Below are 14,339 nucleotides of genomic sequence, written 5' to 3' on the forward strand. Positions count from 1 at the left end.
GCGTTAAGGGTTTGAGTTAGCGTTAATTATTCACTGGCGTTATGTTTATCGTTTCCATTAAACGTCGCCTCAAACGGTTTAATAATTTTTAGATATTTTTGGTAAGCAATGGCAATCGCATAGGCCATCGAGCCAATAATAATCACGTCACCCAAATACGCCAAGCCCATCGAAAATAGGTTGTCGCGGATAAAACTCGGTAAAATAAGTGCGCCGCCCACCACCAAACCCAACAATATGGTTTTTAAAGCGACTTTTAAAATGCCTTTTACTAACAAATGCTTGTGTTCTTTAGAGCCAAGTTGCATGGGGTTTCCTTGTTTTTATTATGTTTATTGCGTTTATTGCATCAATGACGTTAACCCGGAGACTGCAAACTACGCTTGAGCGTGCCATCTTAACGCATCCACAAAAATTAACGTAAAGTTTGCTCAACCCAGCGACTAAAGCCACCTAAATCCAACGCGCCCGACATACGATTAAGCTCTTTGCCGCCTTTAAAAATCGCCAAGGTGGGAATCGAGCGAATGTTAAATTGCTGAGAAATTGCTGGTTCGTTTTCGGTGTTAATTTTAATAAAGCGCGCGTGGGTTTTAGGTTCTAACTGGGCGGCGGCTTGGGCAAATGTGGGGGCAAAACTTTTGCACGGCCCGCACCACGGCGCCCAAAAGTCCACCACCAACGGCTGATCGGTTTTGGCCAAAGCGCGCAAAAACTGCTCGCCAGTCATTTCAATAGGTTTGCCAATAAACAAATTATTTTGGCACTTGCCACAGCGCGCCGGTTGCGCCAATTTCTCATCGGCCACGCGGTTTAAACCACCACAATGCGGACACATAATAATCATAACAGCTCCTTTTGTTTTGTTGCTAGTCGGTTAACCAATCGGGTTTGGGGCTTTCTTCTCTGCCGGCGGCAAAGCCTCGGTCTACAAAGCCATGCAAGGTTGCATCGTGCGCGTGAATCAGCGCAATCATTTTAGGGTCGTCGCTGGTTAAGGTCGCCTCAACCCCCATTTTAACAGCGCGATAGGTCATGGTAATTTGGTCTTTGTATTCAAACAACGCCGCAAACAGCGGATCCCACGAGCGAATGGCGCGCCCCATGTCAAAGCGTTTTTGCATACCCACCACATGCGCTTGCAGTATTTTGGCCAACTCTGGTGTGGTGGCCGTGGTGGTGGCGCAAATACCATTGGGCAACCGCGTGGTATGACGCTGCAATTGCTGGTGAAACTCCAACAAATGGCTAAACAACGCCTGGTCTTGTTTGTGCTGCTCATCACTGCCGCGCCCGTGTTTATAAGGGCGATGGCTTTCTACGGTGTTCTGTTCAGTGTTTGACATAGATTACTCCTAACCAATGGATTCTTTATAGGGGGTTGCGCGGCTAAATACAAGCGGTGTGTAAAGGGCTCACCTATATTTTGGGCAAAAAAAAGCACGGTAAGGTCGTACCGTGCTTTTCTGAGGAGTGTAAAACGTGAAACATAAAACTAATTAACAACTGACTTTAAAACCTTAACTTTAAACCACAGGGTAAAACGTAACCAAAATAACCACGAACTTGACAATTAGTTCGTCAACGCACTTTTAAGGTTTGTGGAGCATACAAGCTTTAAAAGTGGCTAAAGGTTAGAAGGCTATGTTTAACCAATTTTAACCATTAACGCCTAACAAACGTCTTTATTAAGCGCTGTGTAAAGTGTAGGCGGGCATCGTCATAAAATCAATTAATAACCCTTGAAACACTCTTGAAAAACCCTGCGTATTTAAAGGGTTAATGCCACCGTTAAAAACAGCCGTTTATCACTCAACCTTATCCATTTGAGTGATTTGTTGCGCGTAATAGTTAGCCTGATTTTGCAAGCCGCCGGCATAATTTAAGCGGTTTAATGACTCGTTGGGTTCAATGGTGCGCTGCTCGGGCGCGGTGCTGGCGTTAATACTTTGTGACGCACCCAACGCCAAATAATCGGTTACAGCACCACTTTGCATAGACTGACCCGCCGCATTTTGCGACAAAGACACCGTAGTGTTGCCGGCCGAGGTAGTAGTCGGTGCCGATTTTTCGTCCATTTTAATGTCCGCTTTAGCGTTTAAAGCATTGTTTGCCATCACCTGCGGATTAAGTGACACAGCGGCTGACGCCAATACTGGATTTAACGTGCTCATACATAACTCCTTGACTCATTAAATAAAGTCGTTATTAAACAACCACCTTTATTATAATTTTAAAAAAGCAAAAGAACACAGTGCGCGAATAAAAAATATCAATATAAACAACACAACCCGTCATAAAAAAATCAACCCTCATATCGCGCCAAAACCTCATTATCATGCCGTGCTACGACACGGCATCTGCAAACCCAGCCGCAAACAAAATCCACTCGCACAACACTCACTTAATATAAGCGTTTTATTATGCCTAACAAAACATCGTCCTTACTGTCCTTTAGTACAGTAGGAAAGCCTCTGTAGTTTTAGTATTATCCCAAGTACAAAAAATATCAGAGAACCTTTTAAATTCACTTAGCCCACTTAACGCAAACGTTAAACGCCAAGAAATTCAAGGTTTTTCAGTCGTCTAAAAATGGAGTAAAGCATCATGGCAACAATTATCGGTCAAGTTACAAGCTTACAAGGCACAGTCAGAGCCATTAACCCGGTCACCGGAGAAGTAAGAATACTTGAGGTAGGCAGCCCAATTTTCGCCGGCGAAACCCTGCAAACCTCCAGCACCGGTGGCGTAGTGGTTAACATGCAAAATGGCGAGCTGCTTACATTAGGCCGTGACACCCAAATGCTATTAGACGACGACGTAATTGGCCAAGCCAACACCCCTGATATTACCGAAGCCAGCGCCGAAGTCGCCGCCCTACAACAAGCCATTTTAGACGGCAACGTAAACCTAGACCAACTAGAAGAAACCGCCGCCGGCGAAACCGCCGCACCAGGCAGCGCCTCCGAAGGCGGAGTGTTTATAGATCGAACCGCAGCAGAAGGCGAAGTAACCAGCGGGTTTGAAACCAGTACTAGCAGTTCAACCACTCTAACCGATGTGGAACGTAATGATGCTGCTGAGCCTGCCGTTAATAATGCACCAACATTGCAAGATGACAGTCCTACTAACGCCGAAAACGACGCACTCACAACAGATGAAGACAACGCGATTGATATTAATGTGCTCGCCAACGACACCGACATTGACGGCAACGTCTCAGCGGTTGCCTCGGTGACCCAAGGCACCAACGGGACAGTGGCCATCAATACCGATGGCACGGTGAAATACACCCCGAATGCCAACTACAGCGGCAGCGACAGCTTCACCTACACCAATGCCGAAGGCAACACCGCCACGGTGAACGTCACGGTCAACCCCGTGAACGACCCAACGGTAGTGGTCAATGACGCAGCGACAACAGATGAAGACAACGCGATTGATATTAATGTGCTCGCCAACGACACCGACATTGACGGCAACGTCTCAGCGGTTGCCTCGGTGACCCAAGGCACCAACGGGACAGTGGCCATCAATACCGATGGCACGGTGAAATACACCCCGAATGCCAACTACAGCGGCAGCGACAGCTTCACCTACACCAATGCCGAAGGCAACACCGCCACGGTGAACGTCACGGTCAACCCCGTGAACGACCCAACGGTAGTGGTCAATGACGCAGCGACAACAGATGAAGACAACGCGATTGATATTAATGTGCTCGCCAACGACACCGACATTGACGGCAACGTCTCAGCGGTTGCCTCGGTGACCCAAGGCACCAACGGGACAGTGGCCATCAATACCGATGGCACGGTGAAATACACCCCGAATGCCAACTACAGCGGCAGCGACAGCTTCACCTACACCAATGCCGAAGGCAACACCGCCACGGTGAACGTCACGGTCAACCCCGTGAACGACCCAACGGTAGTGGTCAATGACGCAGCGACAACAGATGAAGACAACGCGATTGATATTAATGTGCTCGCCAACGACACCGACATTGACGGCAACGTCTCAGCGGTTGCCTCGGTGACCCAAGGCACCAACGGGACAGTGGCCATCAATACCGATGGCACGGTGAAATACACCCCGAATGCCAACTACAGCGGCAGCGACAGCTTCACCTACACCAATGCCGAAGGCAACACCGCCACGGTGAACGTCACGGTCAACCCCGTGAACGACCCAACGGTAGTGGTCAATGACGCAGCGACAACAGATGAAGACAACGCGATTGATATTAATGTGCTCGCCAACGACACCGACATTGACGGCAACGTCTCAGCGGTTGCCTCGGTGACCCAAGGCACCAACGGGACAGTGGCCATCAATACCGATGGCACGGTGAAATACACCCCGAATGCCAACTACAGCGGCAGCGACAGCTTCACCTACACCAATGCCGAAGGCAACACCGCCACGGTGAACGTCACGGTCAACCCCGTGAACGACCCAACGGTAGTGGTCAATGACGCAGCGACAACAGATGAAGACAACGCGATTGATATTAATGTGCTCGCCAACGACACCGACATTGACGGCAACGTCTCAGCGGTTGCCTCGGTGACCCAAGGCACCAACGGGACAGTGGCCATCAATACCGATGGCACGGTGAAATACACCCCGAATGCCAACTACAGCGGCAGCGACAGCTTCACCTACACCAATGCCGAAGGCAACACCGCCACGGTGAACGTCACGGTCAACCCCGTGAACGACCCAACGGTAGTGGTCAATGACGCAGCGACAACAGATGAAGACAACGCGATTGATATTAATGTGCTCGCCAACGACACCGACATTGACGGCAACGTCTCAGCGGTTGCCTCGGTGACCCAAGGCACCAACGGGACAGTGGCCATCAATACCGATGGCACGGTGAAATACACCCCGAATGCCAACTACAGCGGCAGCGACAGCTTCACCTACACCAATGCCGAAGGCAACACCGCCACGGTGAACGTCACGGTCAACCCCGTGAACGACCCAACGGTAGTGGTCAATGACGCAGCGACAACAGATGAAGACAACGCGATTGATATTAATGTGCTCGCCAACGACACCGACATTGACGGCAACGTCTCAGCGGTTGCCTCGGTGACCCAAGGCACCAACGGGACAGTGGCCATCAATACCGATGGCACGGTGAAATACACCCCGAATGCCAACTACAGCGGCAGCGACAGCTTCACCTACACCAATGCCGAAGGCAACACCGCCACGGTGAACGTCACGGTCAACCCCGTGAACGACCCAACGGTAGTGGTCAATGACGCAGCGACAACAGATGAAGACAACGCGATTGATATTAATGTGCTCGCCAACGACACCGACATTGACGGCAACGTCTCAGCGGTTGCCTCGGTGACCCAAGGCACCAACGGGACAGTGGCCATCAATACCGATGGCACGGTGAAATACACCCCGAATGCCAACTACAGCGGCAGCGACAGCTTCACCTACACCAATGCCGAAGGCAACACCGCCACGGTGAACGTCACGGTCAACCCCGTGAACGACCCAACGGTAGTGGTCAATGACGCAGCGACAACAGATGAAGACAACGCGATTGATATTAATGTGCTCGCCAACGACACCGACATTGACGGCAACGTCTCAGCGGTTGCCTCGGTGACCCAAGGCACCAACGGGACAGTGGCCATCAATACCGATGGCACGGTGAAATACACCCCGAATGCCAACTACAGCGGCAGCGACAGCTTCACCTACACCAATGCCGAAGGCAACACCGCCACGGTGAACGTCACGGTCAACCCCGTGAACGACCCAACGGTAGTGGTCAATGACGCAGCGACAACAGATGAAGACAACGCGATTGATATTAATGTGCTCGCCAACGACACCGACATTGACGGCAACGTCTCAGCGGTTGCCTCGGTGACCCAAGGCACCAACGGGACAGTGGCCATCAATACCGATGGCACGGTGAAATACACCCCGAATGCCAACTACAGCGGCAGCGACAGCTTCACCTACACCAATGCCGAAGGCAACACCGCCACGGTGAACGTCACGGTCAACCCCGTGAACGACCCAACGGTAGTGGTCAATGACGCAGCGACAACAGATGAAGACAACGCGATTGATATTAATGTGCTCGCCAACGACACCGACATTGACGGCAACGTCTCAGCGGTTGCCTCGGTGACCCAAGGCACCAACGGGACAGTGGCCATCAATACCGATGGCACGGTGAAATACACCCCGAATGCCAACTACAGCGGCAGCGACAGCTTCACCTACACCAATGCCGAAGGCAACACCGCCACGGTGAACGTCACGGTCAACCCCGTGAACGACCCAACGGTAGTGGTCAATGACGCAGCGACAACAGATGAAGACAACGCGATTGATATTAATGTGCTCGCCAACGACACCGACATTGACGGCAACGTCTCAGCGGTTGCCTCGGTGACCCAAGGCACCAACGGGACAGTGGCCATCAATACCGATGGCACGGTGAAATACACCCCGAATGCCAACTACAGCGGCAGCGACAGCTTCACCTACACCAATGCCGAAGGCAACACCGCCACGGTGAACGTCACGGTCAACCCCGTGAACGACCCAACGGTAGTGGTCAATGACGCAGCGACAACAGATGAAGACAACGCGATTGATATTAATGTGCTCGCCAACGACACCGACATTGACGGCAACGTCTCAGCGGTTGCCTCGGTGACCCAAGGCACCAACGGGACAGTGGCCATCAATACCGATGGCACGGTGAAATACACCCCGAATGCCAACTACAGCGGCAGCGACAGCTTCACCTACACCAATGCCGAAGGCAACACCGCCACGGTGAACGTCACGGTCAACCCCGTGAACGACCCAACGGTAGTGGTCAATGACGCAGCGACAACAGATGAAGACAACGCGATTGATATTAATGTGCTCGCCAACGACACCGACATTGACGGCAACGTCTCAGCGGTTGCCTCGGTGACCCAAGGCACCAACGGGACAGTGGCCATCAATACCGATGGCACGGTGAAATACACCCCGAATGCCAACTACAGCGGCAGCGACAGCTTCACCTACACCAATGCCGAAGGCAACACCGCCACGGTGAACGTCACGGTCAACCCCGTGAACGACCCAACGGTAGTGGTCAATGACGCAGCGACAACAGATGAAGACAACGCGATTGATATTAATGTGCTCGCCAACGACACCGACATTGACGGCAACGTCTCAGCGGTTGCCTCGGTGACCCAAGGCACCAACGGGACAGTGGCCATCAATACCGATGGCACGGTGAAATACACCCCGAATGCCAACTACAGCGGCAGCGACAGCTTCACCTACACCAATGCCGAAGGCAACACCGCCACGGTGAACGTCACGGTCAACCCCGTGAACGACCCAACGGTAGTGGTCAATGACGCAGCGACAACAGATGAAGACAACGCGATTGATATTAATGTGCTCGCCAACGACACCGACATTGACGGCAACGTCTCAGCGGTTGCCTCGGTGACCCAAGGCACCAACGGGACAGTGGCCATCAATACCGATGGCACGGTGAAATACACCCCGAATGCCAACTACAGCGGCAGCGACAGCTTCACCTACACCAATGCCGAAGGCAACACCGCCACGGTGAACGTCACGGTCAACCCCGTGAACGACCCAACGGTAGTGGTCAATGACGCAGCGACAACAGATGAAGACAACGCGATTGATATTAATGTGCTCGCCAACGACACCGACATTGACGGCAACGTCTCAGCGGTTGCCTCGGTGACCCAAGGCACCAACGGGACAGTGGCCATCAATACCGATGGCACGGTGAAATACACCCCGAATGCCAACTACAGCGGCAGCGACAGCTTCACCTACACCAATGCCGAAGGCAACACCGCCACGGTGAACGTCACGGTCAACCCCGTGAACGACCCAACGGTAGTGGTCAATGACGCAGCGACAACAGATGAAGACAACGCGATTGATATTAATGTGCTCGCCAACGACACCGACATTGACGGCAACGTCTCAGCGGTTGCCTCGGTGACCCAAGGCACCAACGGGACAGTGGCCATCAATACCGATGGCACGGTGAAATACACCCCGAATGCCAACTACAGCGGCAGCGACAGCTTCACCTACACCAATGCCGAAGGCAACACCGCCACGGTGAACGTCACGGTCAACCCCGTGAACGACCCAACGGTAGTGGTCAATGACGCAGCGACAACAGATGAAGACAACGCGATTGATATTAATGTGCTCGCCAACGACACCGACATTGACGGCAACGTCTCAGCGGTTGCCTCGGTGACCCAAGGCACCAACGGGACAGTGGCCATCAATACCGATGGCACGGTGAAATACACCCCGAATGCCAACTACAGCGGCAGCGACAGCTTCACCTACACCAATGCCGAAGGCAACACCGCCACGGTGAACGTCACGGTCAACCCCGTGAACGACCCAACGGTAGTGGTCAATGACGCAGCGACAACAGATGAAGACAACGCGATTGATATTAATGTGCTCGCCAACGACACCGACATTGACGGCAACGTCTCAGCGGTTGCCTCGGTGACCCAAGGCACCAACGGGACAGTGGCCATCAATACCGATGGCACGGTGAAATACACCCCGAATGCCAACTACAGCGGCAGCGACAGCTTCACCTACACCAATGCCGAAGGCAACACCGCCACGGTGAACGTCACGGTCAACCCCGTGAACGACCCAACGGTAGTGGTCAATGACGCAGCGACAACAGATGAAGACAACGCGATTGATATTAATGTGCTCGCCAACGACACCGACATTGACGGCAACGTCTCAGCGGTTGCCTCGGTGACCCAAGGCACCAACGGGACAGTGGCCATCAATACCGATGGCACGGTGAAATACACCCCGAATGCCAACTACAGCGGCAGCGACAGCTTCACCTACACCAATGCCGAAGGCAACACCGCCACGGTGAACGTCACGGTCAACCCCGTGAACGACCCAACGGTAGTGGTCAATGACGCAGCGACAACAGATGAAGACAACGCGATTGATATTAATGTGCTCGCCAACGACACCGACATTGACGGCAACGTCTCAGCGGTTGCCTCGGTGACCCAAGGCACCAACGGGACAGTGGCCATCAATACCGATGGCACGGTGAAATACACCCCGAATGCCAACTACAGCGGCAGCGACAGCTTCACCTACACCAATGCCGAAGGCAACACCGCCACGGTGAACGTCACGGTCAACCCCGTGAACGACCCAACGGTAGTGGTCAATGACGCAGCGACAACAGATGAAGACAACGCGATTGATATTAATGTGCTCGCCAACGACACCGACATTGACGGCAACGTCTCAGCGGTTGCCTCGGTGACCCAAGGCACCAACGGGACAGTGGCCATCAATACCGATGGCACGGTGAAATACACCCCGAATGCCAACTACAGCGGCAGCGACAGCTTCACCTACACCAATGCCGAAGGCAACACCGCCACGGTGAATGTGACGGTTAATCCAGTGAATGACGCGCCAGAAATCCAAAACAAATCAGTATCAGTTACTGTTTCTGAAGAGGGATTGTCGGGTGGTATAGCGGATACTTCTGGTGCTTCTGACACTACTAATAACACTGTTTATAGTTCAGCGACTTCTGGTGGCTCTATGGGCTTTAGCGATGTTGAGGGTGATATGCTTGCCGTAACGGGCGTTTCTTTTACTGGTACAGAGTTAACGTCTGGTGGAGTTGTTGTTAGCTGGAGTGCTTCAGCTTATACCGATGGTAGTTATACATTAACCGGATCTGCAGGTGCTTTGGATGTTATTACTGTTAATGTTGATAAAACTGGTAATTATTCGGTTGCTTTGCTAGCGCCTATTGATCACCCTGATATCACTGCAGAAGATGTTAAAGCGCTTGAATTTGCGGTTACTGTAAGTGATGGTTTTGATTCGTCAACGGCAACCCTTACCGTTAATGTTGAGGATGATGCGCCTAGCGTGGCTAATTTAGAAGTGTCTGTTGATGATTTGGGTAGCAGTTCGTTTAATGCGAATGTTGTTATTACTATGGATTTTTCGACTAGTATGAGTTCATCTGCCTTGGCTGATCAGAAAAAAGCTGTACAAGATTTATTGGCTGAATATAAATCAATCCTTGAATCTACGGGGAATAACGGCGATGTTAAAGTTTTGGTGGTCAAGTTCGGTACTACTGCACAAAGTGCAGGTTGGCAAACTATTGAGGAGGCACTTGCCAATGTTGCAGCTGGTTCACCCTTTAGCGGAACGCAATACACTAATTATGATGATGCGCTTAATGAGTTAATTACAAAGTATTCATCTGCTGGGTCTGTTAGTGCACCAGATGTGATCAATACATCGTATTTTTTGACTGACGGTGTGCCAACCACATCAAATTACAATACAGCTACTAATGCTACAACCGAAGAAGATCGAGGGGATGGAATCGGCACAGGGGCGCATGCAAATAACCCATTTTATGCCGCCGGAACCAATGCCAGCAGTACAACCTATATTGGTACAAACGGTGAGGTGGGGCAAGGTAATTGGGAGGCGTTTTTACAGGCTAACAAGATCATTTCGTATGCGATTGGCATGGGTGATAATGTTTCAGGAACTTACTTGGCTCCAATTGCATATAACGGTGTTACTGGCGAGCAGGAGCATGCTAGTTTGCTGCAACCGGAAGTTGATTTTAATACGCTTAGCAGTATTTTAGTAGCCAATGTTCCGGATGCCACTCCAATTACCAGCTCTTTATTGGTTAATAGTGGGTTGAGTGTGGCAAATGGTTTTGGCGCTGACGGAGGTTATTTAAAGTCGTTTACGATTGATGGTAATACTTATAGCTATAATGGAATCGATGCACCATCGGTGCTTACAGTTACAACGGATTTAGGAGGTACGTTACAAGTAAATATGGTTACGGCCGAGTATACCTACCAACCAAAAGTAGGTACCTACGCGAATATTGAAAAAGAGTTAGTTGCATTTACAGTCGCCGACCGCGATGGCGACACTGCAACGGCTACATTAACCATTGATTTGTCGGCACTTAAAGCTGATATGCAGGCCGAACAACCGGTTGTGACACTAAGTATTGGTGTAAAGGAAGCAATTGAAACAACACCAGTTTATACAAGTGGTTCAAATAAGTTTGATAGTTATGTCGAGACAATTACCTATTCTCTTGGTTTTGATACAAAATCAGTCACAATTGTATTAGAGGGCTATAGAGATAATCGTGATGATGCAACGGTTGTCTTGTTAAGAGATAACATAGACATTGCTCAATATGATATAGATAATATTACCAGTGGTAACGATAGTTCAAATTTTAAAGGTGATGTAACGATTAATTCAACAAGTGATTTTGATGAAATTAAAATTACTAGAGATAACTCATGGGGATCTGGGGCTGATTTTACAGTCAACTCAGTTACCGCTACAGGGGCAGTTAAAACACATTACGAATATAAGCTTAACATCGGTGCCACATTACAAGATAGTGATAGTGAATCTCTTTCTGCAGCCACGGTATTTGGGTTGCCAGAAGGTACTTCTATTACAGGAACTGGCGTTATGTCTGGTCCAGATGGTATGTACACGATTGGTTTGCAGACAAACGGTCAGGTGGCCGACGATGTCAAGATTGTATCGCCCGATAAGCAATTAACCGATGCAGACTTTAAAGACTTGCACGTTGCGGTTACCTCTACTGAAAGTAATGGCGGCGATACCGCTACTACCGAGGTCAATATATTAGGCGACAGCTTCTTATATGGTACAGACGCTGAAGATGTGTTTGTTATTGACGGTGACGTGGCTAATAATATCATTATTAAAGAGTTTGACGCTGCAGAGGATACGTTGGATTTAAGCGAAGTCATTGACGACACCGCAACCCCTGAAACATTGGATGAGTACTTACAATTTAGCTACGTAGATGACGAAGGCAACGTGTCTGATTTTGCAAATGCCGCCAGCACCGTGCTTAACATTGACTCAAATGGTTCGGCCGCAAACGGCATTATCACCACCGTTTACATTCAAGACAAAGTGTTAACGGAAACAGAAATCAGTGATTTAAAAAATGATTTTCTAAACGACTAATCTTTAAACCCGTAAATGTAAGGGCACTTTTGAGTGCCCTTTTTTATAAAAGAGTTTTAGAGGTAATTGTGCTAATTTTTTATTCATTACAAATCAAAACTAATAATTAAAACTAACCATCAAAAACGCGAGAGGATTGTCCATGTCTAATGCTCTGTTTGAGTTGCTGTCGCAGCAGGCCGATTTAGCGGATATTAAACCGGTGTATAAAGGGTATTTGCCTAATGCGTTTAGGGTTAAGCAAACGCTAGAAGGTGGCACACGCCGTCAATGTGTGCGGGTGGTGACCGATATTTCTAATACGTATGCCTTAAAGCGTCAAAAGGATTTATTGCATTTTTTAAATCAATACAGTGCTTTTTTGCGCTTTAACGAAATTCGTAAAGTGGGCATGGCGTATTTGCAGTTTTTTGATGTCGGCCCCAAGCGTACGTTGGCCAGTCAGGTGGCTAAAAAGGGTGTGTTGTCGCCCAAGGCGGCCACAAAATGGTTGTTGGACACGCTGGGCAGTCTGCAAAAATTGCATGCTGTGGGGTTTGTGCATTCGGCCATTCAACCCGAGCATTGTTTGTACGCCAAAAAGCAGAGTTTTTTGGTGGGGCTTGAGCACGCTAAAGTCAGTTTAAGTTCGGTTGAAGTTGAGCAGATGGGCAAGGGTGTGGCGCATACGGGTGCCGATGCGTTGTATTGCCCGCCCGAACGATTAAACGGTCAGTTTGACGACAAAGGCGATGTGTATGCGCTGGGTTGCACGTTGTATTTTGCCTTAACCGGCCAACACGTTTACCGTTTAACATCGCCCAAAAATGCCGCACACTTATGGCACAACGCGTGGATGCACACGCACGCCACAGTGCATAAGGCCAAAGGCCTGCCGTCATTTTGGTTTGATTTGGTGGTGTGGATGACTCAAAAAACACCCAGCAACCGACCCGACCTGGTGGACATTGAGCGGGCGTTAATAAGTGGCAAAGTGCCAAAAGCGCAACAGCATAAGTTTAATAAGCTGAATGACTTAAATTCCGCTGAAAATATCAAACCCAAAGCCGCCTTGCAAGCCTTGGCCGACGCGCATTTTTTACGTCCTATGTTTGAAATCGCACAGCGTGCCGAGGCCAACGGCGAATGGGACGTGGCGTTAAGCCTGTATGAAAATGCCGCCTTTAAGGGTTTTGCACACGCGCAAGCCCGCTTGGGTGAATGGTATGAAACAGGCGAGCCTGGTGACAGCATTAAACAAAACTACGCTATGGCGGCTAATTTTTACCAGCAAGCCCTTCAAAAAGGCCACGCTCATGCGGCGTATAAGCTGGCCAACCTGTTTGAACACGGTTTGGGCATGCCCATAAACATGAGCCACGCGCGTCAGTGGTACAAATTTGCCGCCCTGCGCGGTGACTTAAGTGCTCAAACAGCCTTGGCGAATTTGTATCAACAAGACACCAAGGTCGCTAAAAGCTTAGAGCAAGCCAAAGCCTGGTTAGCGTTAGCCGAGCATTCGGCGCACGTAAAACAAGCTGAGAAACAAAACCAGAAACAAAGCCAGAAACAAAGCCAGCAAAGCGTTAATTTAGTACGTTAAAAAGTCCAAGGATACGTGGCAGATGCCGTGTCGTAGCACGGCATGACGGGGTTTGTGTTTTAGGCTTGGTTTAAGCCAGTAAAACCACGCTATTAGAGTGCTTTACGTGCTTGTAATGATGTTTTTTAATGCGGATGTGTTTGACCAGGCCTGGTTAAACTGTTTTTCGTGTTTGCTGTAAGTGCTGCAGTTGTTGGGTAAGCCTGGTAAGCCATTGGTGCAACACTGGCATTTTATTAAGGCTTTGCTCCATTACTTCGGCCAGTGTATAGGCTTTTAAGGGCAGGTCTGCGGCGGTGCAGGCGGCTTTTATTAGGTACAAAATCTCTTCTTTAGTCCATTGCGGATTGTCCATAAAACCAGTTACCTTAGCCAACACGGCGGCTTTTACAATGGCCGGCCACAGCGCGGTGGGTACTTTGTGTTGCGCTAATAAATCACGGTCTGGCTCGTGGCTTTGTTCTAAAAACAGCAGTTCGTTTAAGGGTGTTAAGGCCAGTAAATGCTCGGCAATGTCGCGGGCGTGCGGTGGCAAAGCCAATAATGCGGCGTTTTCGTATGGGTGTTGCAGTGAGGCATAAAGGGTGGGCACGGTGCGTTAAACTCGTTAAAACAGGTC

7 protein-coding genes are annotated in these 14,339 nt (G+C 50.0%); 2 read left to right on the forward strand and 5 right to left on the reverse strand.

What is annotated here, in order from left to right; genetic code table 11:
• Window positions 1–26: 26 nt before the first annotated feature.
• From EP181_RS00475 to EP181_RS00490, 4 genes are all read right to left on the reverse strand, one after another.
• Window positions 27–308, reverse strand: a complete 282-nt coding sequence (locus EP181_RS00475; protein ID WP_127469914.1) for a hypothetical protein — start codon at window positions 306–308, stop codon at window positions 27–29.
• Between the two features lie 107 nt (window positions 309–415).
• The gene (gene trxC, locus EP181_RS00480) at window positions 416–847 is read right to left on the reverse strand and encodes a thioredoxin TrxC (RefSeq protein WP_127469915.1); all 432 of its coding nucleotides are present in this window, start codon (window positions 845–847) and stop codon (window positions 416–418) included.
• Window positions 848–869: 22 nt separating this feature from the next.
• Window positions 870–1,346, reverse strand: a complete 477-nt coding sequence (locus EP181_RS00485) for a hypothetical protein (protein WP_127469916.1) — start codon at window positions 1,344–1,346, stop codon at window positions 870–872.
• Between the two features lie 462 nt (window positions 1,347–1,808).
• Window positions 1,809–2,174, reverse strand: a complete 366-nt coding sequence (locus EP181_RS00490) for a hypothetical protein (RefSeq protein WP_127469917.1) — start codon at window positions 2,172–2,174, stop codon at window positions 1,809–1,811.
• Between the two features lie 433 nt (window positions 2,175–2,607).
• Between EP181_RS00490 and EP181_RS00495 the strand changes: the two genes are divergently transcribed.
• Both EP181_RS00495 and EP181_RS00500 read left to right on the forward strand, forming a co-directional pair.
• Window positions 2,608–12,138: a tandem-95 repeat protein gene (locus EP181_RS00495; protein ID WP_127469918.1), complete on the forward strand. Its 9,531-nt coding sequence runs from the start codon at window positions 2,608–2,610 to the stop codon at window positions 12,136–12,138.
• A 142-nt stretch (window positions 12,139–12,280) separates the two neighbouring features.
• Window positions 12,281–13,720 carry a Sel1-like repeat-containing protein kinase family protein gene (locus tag EP181_RS00500; protein ID WP_127469919.1) on the forward strand — a complete coding sequence of 480 codons (1,440 nt, stop codon included), beginning with the start codon at window positions 12,281–12,283 and terminating at the stop codon, window positions 13,718–13,720.
• 154 nt (window positions 13,721–13,874) lie between these two features.
• Here EP181_RS00500 and EP181_RS00505 read toward each other — a convergent pair whose 3' ends face one another.
• The gene (locus tag EP181_RS00505; RefSeq protein WP_127469920.1) at window positions 13,875–14,312 is read right to left on the reverse strand and encodes a hypothetical protein; all 438 of its coding nucleotides are present in this window, start codon (window positions 14,310–14,312) and stop codon (window positions 13,875–13,877) included.
• Window positions 14,313–14,339 lie beyond the last annotated feature (27 nt).

This window comes from Thiomicrorhabdus aquaedulcis (assembly GCF_004001325.1).
Taxonomy (GTDB): domain Bacteria; phylum Pseudomonadota; class Gammaproteobacteria; order Thiomicrospirales; family Thiomicrospiraceae; genus Thiomicrorhabdus; species Thiomicrorhabdus aquaedulcis.

What these genes read in the sequence shown, in the direction of transcription:
- EP181_RS00500 (WP_127469919.1), top strand. Translation starts at nt 12,281, where the DNA reads ATGTCTAATGCTCTGTTTGAGTTGCTGTCGCAGCAGGCCGATTTAGCG.
- trxC (WP_127469915.1), bottom strand. Translation starts at nt 847, where the DNA reads ATGATTATTATGTGTCCGCATTGTGGTGGTTTAAACCGCGTGGCCGAT.
- EP181_RS00490 (WP_127469917.1), bottom strand. Translation starts at nt 2,174, where the DNA reads ATGAGCACGTTAAATCCAGTATTGGCGTCAGCCGCTGTGTCACTTAAT.
- EP181_RS00475 (WP_127469914.1), bottom strand. Translation starts at nt 308, where the DNA reads ATGCAACTTGGCTCTAAAGAACACAAGCATTTGTTAGTAAAAGGCATT.
- EP181_RS00495 (WP_127469918.1), top strand. Translation starts at nt 2,608, where the DNA reads ATGGCAACAATTATCGGTCAAGTTACAAGCTTACAAGGCACAGTCAGA.
- EP181_RS00485 (WP_127469916.1), bottom strand. Translation starts at nt 1,346, where the DNA reads ATGTCAAACACTGAACAGAACACCGTAGAAAGCCATCGCCCTTATAAA.